The 11360-nt window shown below is 47.7% G+C and carries 11 protein-coding genes; 2 read left to right on the forward strand and 9 right to left on the reverse strand.

Features of this window, described 5'->3' with window-relative positions:
- Positions 1–31: 31 nt before the first annotated feature.
- The 8 genes from lolA1 to nhaC all read right to left on the reverse strand — a co-directional run bounded on the left by lolA1 (position 32) and on the right by nhaC (position 7459).
- On the reverse strand, positions 32–679 hold the full coding sequence (gene lolA1 / locus RQM65_RS17490; protein ID WP_314016741.1) for an outer membrane lipoprotein periplasmic chaperone LolA1: 648 nt from the start codon (positions 677–679) through the stop codon (positions 32–34).
- A 113-nt stretch (positions 680–792) separates the two neighbouring features.
- Positions 793–3174 (reverse strand): FtsK/SpoIIIE family DNA translocase, encoded by a 2382-nt coding sequence (locus tag RQM65_RS17495; RefSeq protein ID WP_314016742.1) that lies wholly within the window; start codon positions 3172–3174, stop codon positions 793–795.
- A 79-nt stretch (positions 3175–3253) separates the two neighbouring features.
- On the reverse strand, positions 3254–3619 hold the full coding sequence (locus RQM65_RS17500; RefSeq protein ID WP_314016743.1) for a diacylglycerol kinase: 366 nt from the start codon (positions 3617–3619) through the stop codon (positions 3254–3256).
- Positions 3612–4118 carry a thiol peroxidase gene (gene tpx / locus RQM65_RS17505; protein ID WP_314016744.1) on the reverse strand — a complete coding sequence of 169 codons (507 nt, stop codon included), beginning with the start codon at positions 4116–4118 and terminating at the stop codon, positions 3612–3614. The genes RQM65_RS17500 and tpx overlap by 8 nt, the downstream gene beginning before the upstream one ends.
- Before the next feature lie 190 nt (positions 4119–4308).
- Entirely contained in the window at positions 4309–4566 is a 258-nt protein-coding gene (locus RQM65_RS17510) for a DUF6952 family protein (protein WP_314016746.1), read from the reverse strand.
- Positions 4547–4861 (reverse strand): thioredoxin family protein, encoded by a 315-nt coding sequence (locus RQM65_RS17515; RefSeq protein ID WP_314016747.1) that lies wholly within the window; start codon positions 4859–4861, stop codon positions 4547–4549. Before RQM65_RS17515 ends, RQM65_RS17510 begins: the two co-directional genes overlap by 20 nt.
- A 111-nt stretch (positions 4862–4972) precedes the next feature.
- A complete protein-coding gene (locus tag RQM65_RS17520; protein ID WP_314016749.1) occupies positions 4973–5617 on the reverse strand; it encodes a peroxiredoxin in 645 nt (214 codons plus the stop codon).
- A gap of 351 nt (positions 5618–5968) precedes the next feature.
- Positions 5969–7459, reverse strand: coding sequence for a Na+/H+ antiporter NhaC (nhaC, locus tag RQM65_RS17525; RefSeq protein ID WP_314016751.1), 1491 nt, complete (start codon positions 7457–7459; stop codon positions 5969–5971).
- 135 nt (positions 7460–7594) lie between these two features.
- Between nhaC and lpdA the strand changes: the two genes are divergently transcribed.
- A complete protein-coding gene (gene lpdA / locus RQM65_RS17530) occupies positions 7595–9001 on the forward strand; it encodes a dihydrolipoyl dehydrogenase (RefSeq protein WP_314016752.1) in 1407 nt (468 codons plus the stop codon).
- Here lpdA and RQM65_RS17535 read toward each other — a convergent pair.
- Positions 8998–10182, reverse strand: coding sequence for an acyltransferase family protein (locus tag RQM65_RS17535; RefSeq protein WP_314016753.1), 1185 nt, complete (start codon positions 10180–10182; stop codon positions 8998–9000). The two genes, lpdA and RQM65_RS17535, sit on opposite strands and share 4 nt — an antisense overlap.
- 183 nt (positions 10183–10365) lie before the next feature.
- On the opposite strand from RQM65_RS17535, the gene RQM65_RS17540 reads away from it, so the two are divergent.
- The coding region (locus RQM65_RS17540) for a chorismate-binding protein (RefSeq protein ID WP_314016754.1) at positions 10366–11360 on the forward strand (995 nt) is incomplete at its 3' end.

Consider the following 11360-nt stretch of genomic DNA (forward strand, 5'->3'; position numbering starts at 1 on the left):
TACGTCCTTCATCCCAGAATCCCTCAGACGATCAACTCTCAATGATATAATACCCCTCATCCTCATATTTCTTCCTGTCAAAAGTAAACAAGGTTTCCGACAGGGGCTGATCGGTTTTGAAAGAATTAACGGTTATAGTCGTGGTAGTGCCGTTCTTGCCTTTTTCGATAACCTTGTAAATATGCTTCGTCTCGGCGTCGATGCCCAGTAAAATGGACTCCGTTTCGGAATCCGTATCCATCGGGGTCAGTTTGACGTATTGGATTTTTCTTCCGTTGACATTTTGTAAGATGTCCATCTCATACTTATGTCCGTCTCGGTAGAAGGTCAGCATCTTGGCAGGGGTCAGGGCATTTTCATCCTCGGATTTGTCCTCGATGGTAACCTCTTGATTTTCGGGAACGATGGTATAGACTTTCGAGCCGTCATAGATCTGCTTCGCCCCGAAAAAATCCCCTACATATTTTTCACCTTCCAAGGTGACGTCGCCCCGGGTCTCTTGGTTGATACCTGCTTCGGCGTTGTTCAGCACGTATTTAAAATCCACAACTATATTGTCGTAACCCTTGACTTTATTGTACACCTCTTCAAGCAAGGCCTTTGCCTCGTCGGAGCCTTGCGCAGTCGCACTTATTGTCGAGAATACGAGGGTACAGATTAGGAAGTATATTCTATTCATGGTATAATTTTTTACTTTTTGTGTTTTATTGTTATAAGTATGTTCAGCTGGAACGTCACGCATAACGTCCAAGACTTCCCCACTATCGTCTAACGTCTAACGACCCACGTTAATCACTTGAGCTCATTGCTCAACAGCTGATCTAAAGCTGCCAGGTCGGGGACAAGCACCTGTCGCGCCTTACTGCCTTCGAAGGGACCTACGATACCTGCGGCTTCGAGCTGATCCACGATTCGTCCGGCACGGTTATAGCCCAGTTTCAATTTTCTTTGGATAAGGGAGGCGGAACCCTGTTGCGCGGTCACGATGACCTCGGCGGCCTCCTGAAAAAGGGCGTCCCTGTCCGCTATTTCATAATCAAGGTTTGTGCCAGAATCCTCCCCGGAATATTCCGGCAGTTCATGGGCATCGGGATAGGCTCTTTGGGACCCGATATACTCTGTAATTTTCGCTACTTCGGGCGTATCGACAAAGGCGCACTGTATTCGGGTGACATCATTACCTTGGGTGTAAAGCATGTCACCAAGCCCAATGAGCTGGTCAGCGCCCTGGGCATCCAAAATGGTGCGGGAATCGATTTTTGAGGTCACGCGGAAGGCAATACGGGCCGGGAAGTTGGCCTTGATGATACCGGTAATTACGTTGACCGATGGCCGCTGGGTAGCAATAATAAGATGGATGCCAATGGCCCGTGCCAATTGTGCCAACCGGGCTATAGGGGTTTCGACTTCCTTGCCGGCGGTCATGATCAGGTCGGCGAACTCGTCGATGACGAGCACGATATAGGGCAAAAATTTATGTCCGTCGTTGGGGTTCAGCTTTCTGGCCTTGAACTTCGTGTTGTATTCCTTGATATTCCGTACCATCGCGGCCTTCAGCAGTTCATAGCGGTCGTCCATTTCGATACAGAGGGAATTCAAGGTGTTGATTACCTTGGTATTGTCCGTAATAATGGCCTCGTCGGAACCGGGCAATTTTGCCAAGAAGTGACGTTCGATCTTATTGTAAAGGGTCAGTTCGACCTTTTTAGGGTCCACCAGGATGAATTTAACCTCCGCAGGATGTTTTTTGTAGAGAAGGGAGGTCAACACGGCATTCAGGCCGACGGATTTTCCCTGCCCGGTAGCCCCTGCCATCAGCATGTGTGGCATCTTGGCCAGATCGACCACAAAAGTTTCGTTGCTGATGGTTTTCCCGAAGGCGATAGGCAGTTGCATTTCAGCTTTTTGGAACTTGCTGGAGGCAATGACCGAGCGCATCGATACGATGGTCGCATTTTTGTTGGGCACTTCGATCCCGATGGTTCCCTTCCCGGGGATGGGCGCGATAATACGTATTCCTAACGCCGCCAGGGAAAGGGCGATATCGTCTTCTAAATTCTTGATTTTCGAAATACGGACCCCGGCTTCGGGTACGATTTCATAGAGGGTTACGGTCGGGCCGATGGTGGCCTTGATCTGGGCGATACCGATCTTATAGTTCTTGAGCGTCTCGACAATTTTGTTCTTGTTGTCCTCCAGCTCCTCTTGGTTGATAGTAATGCCACCGGTTACGCCGTGCGGATCCAAGAGATCTATAGTGGGGAATTTGTAGCTGCCCAATTCCAGGGTCGGATCGAACTCCCCAAAATCGGCAACGAGCTTGTCCGAGGTATTGTCCTTTTCCTCTTCTTCTTCCACGATCTTTTCTACTTCCATGGCCAGTTCATCGGTTTCTTCCTCCACGGGAACCGTCACTTCAAAATCGTCTTTGGCCGGTTTCTCATCTTCCAGGGAGGGGATATCCTTTTTATGGGTATAGGTGTCGATGGTTACGGGAGTATCCTCTTCGTTGTCGAGTACAATATCCGCAGAGGAGGTGTTGGTACTATTGGAGTCGGTACCCCCCTTACGATTGGAAGCCAACGCGGCCTTTTTTGAAGTGAAATAACGCGCTGCCCCGTCCGGAGTAAATTCAAAAAAACGGACCAGGATAAAAGTCAGTCCGAAAAGTAATATCAGAAAAACGCCTATTTTTCCCGTGTAATCCTGTAGGAAATCGTTCATTTCATAGCCCACCAATCCACCTAGAAGGGGATGCGTATCGGCAAGAAAACCAAGGGCCAAGGAAATCCATATCATAAAAACCAGGCCCCAGATCCACTTCTTGAAGAGGCCCTTTTTCTCAAGGCTCAAGAAAAAATAAAGTCCCGTTATACAGAGAAGAATCGTAAGAATCAGCGACGCGATGCCGAAGCCTTTGTACACTACGAAATGGCTGATGCTGGCCCCAAACTTGTTCAGTAAGTTCTTCGCCTCTTCATTTCTATCGGAAAACTCCGTTAGTAGGCTCTGATCGTCTTGCCAGGTGAAATAAAAGGAAACGAAGGAGAAGAACAGCGCCATGCTGAGCAATATCAAAAGACTGCCCAAGATGATCTTGTTCTGTTTGGATAATCCCAGGGTCCTCCTGCTTTTCTTGGATTTGGACCTCGCTTTACGTGCCTTTTTTGCCATTTATACTGTAAGAAATTTTTGTTTCCGGGGGCTAAATTACAAATTTGTCCGGGAAGGGTCGGGATCGGAAAGTTTCGCTTTAAAATAATTTGGGCAGATAAATAATCAGCCCGACGATGATAGCCCCAATGGAGACCAGCATCACCGCGCCCGCGGAAACGTCTTTGATAAATCCTATGCGCCGATCGAATTCGGGATGAATGAAGTCACAAATTTTTTCGATGGCCGTATTGGCCCCTTCGATACCGATAACAAGTGCGATGGCAAGTACCTGGGCGATCCACTCCAGAGTGGAAATTTCAAAATAGAAACCGGCGGCGGTCATCACTAGGGCCAGTACAACCTGTATTTTGATGCTGGGTTCGGTACGAATCAGCAGTAGGGCACCACGCCATGCAAAACCTACACTTTTGATCCGGTTCTTTAGAAAAGATTCCTTAGGCATTCTCGAGTGCTTCTAGCGCTGCTTTATAGTCCGGTTCGTCAACAATTTCGGTAACCTGTTGGGTGTAGACCACTTCTTGATTTTCGTTCAATACTACAACGACGCGGGAGAGCAAAGATTGCAGGGGTCCATCGGAAAGTTCAAGATTGAAGGCTTTGCCAAAATTACCGTCCCGAAAATCGGATAGCATTTCAACGTTGTCTATTCCCTCGGCGCCACAAAAACGGGCCTGGGCGAACGGTAGATCTTTCGAGATGCACAAAACTCGTGTGTTGTCCAGTTGCGCCGCCTCTTCATTGAATTTTCGAACGGATTGGGCACAGGTGCCGGTATCGATACTGGGAAAAATATTGAGCAGCATTTTTTTGCCCGAGTAATCCGAGAGCGATGCGTCGGTAAGATCGGACTTTGTCAGCTTAAAATCGGGGGCTTTACTACCGGTGGCAGGCAAGCTGCCTTTAGTGTGTACCTTATTTCCTTTAAAAGTAAGTGCTGCCATGATTCCTGGTTTTAATGAAAAGGTGAAATTATGAAATTAACGGCACATCGAGTTGAATGTGTGGAAGATTAAATGTGCATTTCGGGTCTCGCGATCAGCAATGGGAAGTGTACACACAAAATAAAAGACAATCTGCCGAACACCAATTAATATGTCCGGTAGATTGCCTTGTTGCATCCGCTATGGGCGTTTACGAATCTATGGACCCCGTCACGCGCTTCATGAACCCGTTCAATGCTTCTTTTCGCGGTTTGCCCTCCTTGATGGCTTTATTGACTTCAATGGCGCCGTACATGTTGGAAATGAGCTCCCCAATCACATCGAGCTCCTCATCCTTCAGGGAAGGGGACTCGGTTAGCGCTTCCAGCGTCTCGATGGTCTCGAGTACGAAATCCTCATCGTTTTCCTCAATAAAATTGGTCAGGTGCTTAATTACTGGCAACTTCATTTATCAGGTCTTTCAGTACATCGTATTTGTTGGTCTGTACTTGGTTCTTCAATTTTCCATCGGTAAATGCAGCAAAAGTAGGGAGATTATCCACTTTGGCCAGCTTTCTACTTTCAGGAAATTTTTCAGCATCCACGATTACAAAGGTGATATCATCGTGTTGGGAAGCCTCTTTCTTAAACTTGGGCTTCATGATACGGCAATTACCGCACCAGCCCGCCGAGTACTGTACGACGACTTCTTTCTTGTCCGCTACAATTGCCTGTAGGTTATCTTTATCTAATTCTAGTACCATAGTAATTTGTTTAGAGTTCAACTTTGCGCCTTCACTTTACGCCCAACGCCACGCGCACCACGCAATTTTTATAACGTAAGGCACATGGCGTTCCGCGTGCAGCGATTCTAATTAATTCGCGTGTACCGAAAGATAATCGGCAACGCCTTTTCTATCGGCAGTCATAGCGTCCTTACCTTCTTCCCAGTTCGCGGGGCATACTTCCCCTTTTTCCTGAACGTGGGTGTAGGCATCGATCAAACGTAAATATTCTTTTACGTTTCTTCCGAGGGGCATATGGTTGATTCCTTCATGGAATACCGTACCTTCTTCATCTATAAGATAGGTAGCACGGTACGTGACATTGTCTCCGTCGACAGTGATGGCACCACTTTCTTCGTCGTAATGCTGGTTGGTGGTATCCAAGATACCCAGACGGGTGGCCAAGTTTCTGTTACTGTCGGCCAAGATAGGATAAGTTACACCCTCGATTCCTCCATTGTCCCTGCTTGTATTGAGCCAGGCAAAATGTACTTCGGGGGTATCGCAAGATGCACCTATTACGATGGTATTACGCTTTTCGAACTCGTCCATAGCCTCTTGAAAGGCATGCAGTTCCGTAGGGCATACGAAAGTAAAATCTTTCGGATACCAGAAAAGAACTACCTTCTTATTGTTCTTTTTAGCTTCTTCCAAGACATTGAGTTTAAACGTATCGCCCATTTCGTTCATGGCGTTTACATTTAGGTCGGGGAACTTCTTTCCTACTGATGTCATATGATTCTGTTTTTACTATTTGTTATTATTTTGTGGCCTACTGCCACTCATTAATTTCACGTACAAACCTAGCCAATGTTCATAGGTATTACCAGCTTAATGAATCTATAAAACCAATACGCATATAGCTCTAATAAATCGGTAAGAAGCAAAGTGCTTTTTGTTGGTGAAAAGGAAGATTAAATACGATATTATTGATAGGTTCTGATAAAACACCGTGAATTATTGAGGAAGTGATGCGAAGGGGTTTCCTGTTTCTTTTTTCTTTTGGGATGGCGGGAGTAGGGATAGGTCACCTCTAGGAGCTTCACAGCGAGGTACGGGATGGTACAGCTCTTTCGTATCTAGATTTTAGGAAGTTGTCCTTTTGGATGTCAGCTGTTTTATCTTGATGTGAAAGGCGGCAAATACTAAGGTGGTAATGGGACTCAACCAGTTGAAAATGGCAAAAGCGGCGTATTCCATGGTCGGTACGCCCAAAACCCCACTATGATAGGCGCCACAAGTGTTCCAAGGAATCAATACCGAAGTGACCGTCCCGGAATCCTCCAAGGTCCTGCTCAGGTTTTCCGGGGCCAGACCCCGGTCTTCATAGGCTTTGCTGAACATTTTCCCGGGCACCACAATAGCAAGATACTGGTCCGAAGCCGTAACGTTCAGGGCCAAGCAGCTGCCCACCGTACTCGCGAAGAGTCCGAATGTCGTTTTGGCCATGGCTAATAAGGATTTGGTAATTCGGGCCAGCGCACCGATACCCTCCATAATGCCCCCGAACACCATAGCGCATACAATCAGCCAGATAGTACCCAGCATACCGGCCATGCCCTTGGCCGAAAAGAGGTCGTTGAGCACGGGATTATCCGTCGGAATATCGGTTTCTACGGTTATGGCCTTGAGAACACCTTTGTAGCCGGACTGAAAAGACAGTGTTTCCGCACCGGTAATCCCCGCTACGACCTGGGGTTGAAAGATTACGGCAAAAACCGCCCCTAAAAGGGTGCCAATGAGGAGCGCGGCCAAGGGCGGGGTCTTTTTGACAATGAGCAAGATGACGACAACGGGAACAATAAATAACCATCCATTGATGGTAAACGTGGCATCGATCGAGTTTAATAGGGAACTGACATCAGCAGTACCGCTAGTATCGAGGTTCAATCCGATAACGATAAAAACGATCAGCGCTACCGTAATCGTTGGTACAGTGGTATAGAGCATATACTGTATGTGGTCGAAAAGCTCCCCGCCCGCCATGGCCGGGGCCAGATTGGTCGTATCGCTCAAAGGGGAAAGTTTGTCCCCGAAATAGGCCCCGGAAAGTACGGCCCCGGCGGTCATTCCCAAAGAGATGCCCAATGCGTTTCCAATACCGACCAAAGCAATGCCCACGGTCGCGGCGGTCGTCCAGCTACTCCCGGTCGCTATGGAAATGATGGCGCAGATAATCACACACGCCCCTAGAAATATAGTGGGGTTCAATACTTGGAGTCCGTAATAGATCATGGCGGGAATAACCCCGCTGATCAGCCAAGTGCCTGCCAAGGCGCCGACCATTAAGAGTATCAAGATGGCACCGGTGGTCGATCTGACGTTTTCGGCGACCTCGGCCAACATTTGCTTGTAGGGTACTTTGTTGCGAATGCCCACGATAGCTGCGACCGCACCGCCCAACAAAAGAATAAATTGATTGGAACCGCTCAAGGCGTCATCGCCGAAGACATATACGTTATAAGCCAGCATGCCTATCAGGGCAATTACCGGTATCAAGGCCTCTCCGATGCTCAGCTCCCTATTCTCTACGACATGTTGGTTTTCCCGATGCTTCCCGGATTTAGGGCCTTTCATATAAGTTTTGGTTTGATGTACGGTAATATTACAATTTTGAATACGTTTCTGCAACTTCGTTTAGGAGCTTGAAACGGAATTTTCCACTAAACCGGAAAATAATGTTAATTTTGTCCTTCATCAAAAGCTAGGATTATGAGTTCATACGACGTAGCCATTATAGGCTCGGGCCCTGGGGGCTATGTGGCGGCCATTCGCTGCGCACAATTGGGGATGAAGACCGCAATTATCGAGAAATATCCCACCTTGGGGGGCACTTGCCTGAACGTGGGCTGTATTCCATCGAAAGCCCTGCTGGACTCCTCCCATCATTACGAAGATGCGGTCAAACATTTTGAGGAGCACGGCATCGACATCCCGGGCGAGGTCAAGGTGAATTTGGAGAAAATGATCGCACGAAAGCAGTCCGTTGTCGATCAGACCTGCGATGGGGTTAAATTTCTGATGAAGAAAAACGATATCAAGGTGTTTGAGGGCACCGGGAGCTTTAAGGATAAGACCCATATCGATATCAAAAAGAGCGATGGCAAGTCGGAAACCATTGAGGCTAAGAACACAATCATCGCTACGGGAAGTAAACCTTCAAACCTTCCGTTTATTGAACTGGACAAAGAGCGCATCATTACCTCTACCGAAGCCTTGACACTGAAGGAGATTCCCAAGCACCTGATTATCATCGGTGGCGGGGCCATCGGGCTCGAGCTGGGTCAGGTGTACAAACGTCTTGGTGCCGAAGTGACGGTTATCGAGTATATGGACCGTATTATTCCTACTATGGATGCCGCGCTTTCCAAGGAATTGATGAAGGTCATGAAAAAGCAAAAGACAAAGTTCAACCTATCGCATAAGGTTAAATCCGTAGAGCGAAAAGGGGATGAGGTCGTTGTCAAGGCGGACAATAAAAAAGGGGAGGAAGTGGAATTCACAGGCGATTATTGCCTAATTTCTGTTGGGCGACGGCCCTATACCAAAGGTCTGAACGCCGAAGCGGCAGGGGTAAAGATCAACGATAACGGAAAAATTGAAGTCAACGAACAGCTACAGACCGCTACTTCGAACATCTATGCCATCGGAGACGTGATTCGCGGAGCCATGTTGGCACACAAGGCAGAAGAAGAAGGGACCTTGGTAGCCGAACAATTGGCGGACCAAAAACCGCATATCGATTACAACCTGATACCTGGGGTCGTTTATACCTGGCCGGAAGTGGCCGCCGTAGGCAAGACCGAAGAAGAACTGAAAGAGGCGGGGGTCGCCTATAAATCCGGACAGTTCCCGATGCGCGCCTTGGGCCGCTCCCGGGCTAGCATGGACCTTGATGGATTCGTGAAAATCCTGACGGACGAAAAAACGGATGAAGTCCTAGGCGTCCACATGATCGGTGCCCGATGTGCCGATCTTATTGCGGAAGCGGTCACGGCCATGGAATTTCGGGCCTCCGCGGAAGATATTTCGCGAATGAGCCATGCGCACCCGACCTATGCCGAGGCAGTGAAGGAAGCTGCGCTTGCGGCTACGGGGGATAGGGCCTTGCATATTTAGTTTTTTACCCTTTTTAAACGGCGCAGCACCTTATAAATCCGTTCTTTGGCCAAGTCCGAGGCTTTCGCACCGATTGGTTCCGATGCATCCTTTATATATTCGCCTGCCGAGGCAAGTCTCGATTTGATGGACATCTTGTGCTTTTCGTAGCTCAAAGCGGTAAACGTGCTAATCAGTATAAAGGTAAGCGCACCCCCAATGGCGACGATGGGGGAAAGGGCGTGGTGAAAGAACCGGTAGAGACCCACTCCCGTAAAGCTTCCGTAAAGGATGATGAAGTGGACCACGTAAATGGATAAGGTGCTTTGTCCTATCCTTAATACCGTTCGGTTTTTTAACAGGCTGCGGAGGAGCATAAATGCAGCAAAGACCAGCAGCACATCCCCTAAACGGATAAACAGATAGTTGTTGGCGTAAACATCGGCGAACAACTGTATTCCCGTTAGCCTTGAAAGGCCCATAAACCAATTTGAAGAACTGGAAATCAATCCGAAACCGATCGTTATAGCTACGGCGATGGCGCTCGGGTAGAGGTATTTAAAACTCCTATATTTGGTAAAGAGAAGGGATGCCGAGCCTCCGAAGGTCGCATAGCCGAACCACGGGAAAATCGTAAACACGGAACCGTTCGCTCTGGTCAAGTAGTTGGCCAGGGCATCGGGAAGAAAGGAATAGTCCCATGCTTTATAGAGCGGCTCGAAAATGAAAAGTAGGAGCGTACAGGATACCAGCATCAGGGCAAAAAAAGATTTCCGGAATTTTTGGGACAATAAATAAATACCGATGATTCCCAATAATGAGAGACCGATGCAATGCAGTACATCCACCAAATAAAAAGAGGGGTAGAGCTCCCCTTGTAACAATCCTAACAGGTTCGTTCGCAGCAGGTATCCTATAAACAATAGCTCCAGTCCGCGCTTGATTCCTTTATTGACCCTAGGATTCCTTAGTCCCTGTAGCTCGCCCCGCACCAATAGATAGGTAAAAATAAATCCCGACACGGTAAAGAAAACCGGGGCGGTCATGCCCCTAAAGTACTTCCAAACGGCGAATATGGGACTGGAAGGGTCACGAAAAGCGGTATCGAGCAGACCATCCACAAAATGTCCTTGCAGCATCATAAGGATGGCCCAGGCCCGTATGGCGTCGATGAAGTACAGACGTTCGGTTTTGTTTTTCATTTTTTTTGGATAGTACGGAGTACCTCTCCCGACCTATATACCAATGGAACAGGTAGTTTGGATGTTCCGGCCGGCGAAATTAATTAAAAATCGCCCAACTCATAGCTATTTGCTATATTTTCGCCGACAGGATTTCAAAGTCTAATACCCCTATTACCGAATAATAAACCATAAGCAGGCCCCTTGCGAAAAACGATCTCTTTTAGGGTTTCCGATATTCAGGATTTCAAACAAAAATTGTTGTCTTGGGGGCAACAATTCGACGAGGTAGCCTGGTTGGACGGTAACGGTCATCGGGACCCCCATGGCGCGTTCGATGCCGTTTTGGCGGTAGATGGCCTCACCTCTTTAGTAACGGATTTCCAAAATGCTTTTAATGATTTGAAGGAATATCAGGGCCAATTGGAAGATTGGATTTTCGGCTACTTCTCCTACGACCTTAAAAACGATGTGGAACAGTTGACCTCGGAAAATTACGACGGACTACATTTTCCGGACCTCTATTTTTTTCAGCCCAAGAAGATAATCCGAATTGCGGGGAATACCGTTGACTTTGTCTATTTGAATATGGTGGATGATGAAATCGAAGGGGATTTTGAAGAAATTACTGAAATAGGGCCGCTAGGGATGGACCAAGTGGGGCAGGGGTATGATCAGATCCAAGCTTCAGATGGGGCGCAGACTCTGGTCGGCAATTCAACTTCGAATGACATCCGTATAAAACTCCGTACCTCCAAGGATGACTATTTTAGCAGAATCAAAGCGCTGTTGGCCCACATCCACCGTGGAGATATTTACGAAGCCAATTTTTGTCAGGAGTTTTATGCCGAAAACACGACAATCGATGTCTTGAAGGCCTTTGATAAATTAAACGCAATCTCAAAGGCACCTTTTGCCGCTTTTCTAAAGATTCGTGATAAATTCTTGATGTCCGCTTCTCCGGAGCGCTACTTGAGAAAAAAGAGTGGGATTGCGATCTCACAGCCGATAAAAGGTACCGCGAAACGCTCCCCTGATCTTGAAACGGATGCAGCCTTAAAATTCAATTTGCAAAAGGATGCCAAAGAGCGGTCTGAAAACATCATGATCGTTGATTTGGTGCGCAACGACCTGTCCAAGAGTGCCGTTAAGGGCAGCGTTCGAGTACCGGAACTCTGCGAGGTTCATTCGTTTGCACA

This window comes from Pricia mediterranea, from assembly GCF_032248455.1.
In the GTDB taxonomy this organism is placed as follows: domain Bacteria; phylum Bacteroidota; class Bacteroidia; order Flavobacteriales; family Flavobacteriaceae; genus Pricia; species Pricia mediterranea.

Coding starts and splice junctions, on each gene's coding strand:
- tpx (WP_314016744.1), bottom strand. CDS start 4,118: ATGGCAGCACTTACTTTTAAAGGAAATAAGGTACACACTAAAGGCAGC.
- RQM65_RS17535 (WP_314016753.1), bottom strand. CDS start 10,182: ATGAAAAACAAAACCGAACGTCTGTACTTCATCGACGCCATACGGGCC.
- RQM65_RS17495 (WP_314016742.1), bottom strand. CDS start 3,174: ATGGCAAAAAAGGCACGTAAAGCGAGGTCCAAATCCAAGAAAAGCAGG.
- RQM65_RS17510 (WP_314016746.1), bottom strand. CDS start 4,566: ATGAAGTTGCCAGTAATTAAGCACCTGACCAATTTTATTGAGGAAAAC.
- nhaC (WP_314016751.1), bottom strand. CDS start 7,459: ATGAAAGGCCCTAAATCCGGGAAGCATCGGGAAAACCAACATGTCGTA.
- RQM65_RS17515 (WP_314016747.1), bottom strand. CDS start 4,861: ATGGTACTAGAATTAGATAAAGATAACCTACAGGCAATTGTAGCGGAC.
- lpdA (WP_314016752.1), top strand. CDS start 7,595: ATGAGTTCATACGACGTAGCCATTATAGGCTCGGGCCCTGGGGGCTAT.
- RQM65_RS17500 (WP_314016743.1), bottom strand. CDS start 3,619: ATGCCTAAGGAATCTTTTCTAAAGAACCGGATCAAAAGTGTAGGTTTT.
- lolA1 (WP_314016741.1), bottom strand. CDS start 679: ATGAATAGAATATACTTCCTAATCTGTACCCTCGTATTCTCGACAATA.
- RQM65_RS17520 (WP_314016749.1), bottom strand. CDS start 5,617: ATGACATCAGTAGGAAAGAAGTTCCCCGACCTAAATGTAAACGCCATG.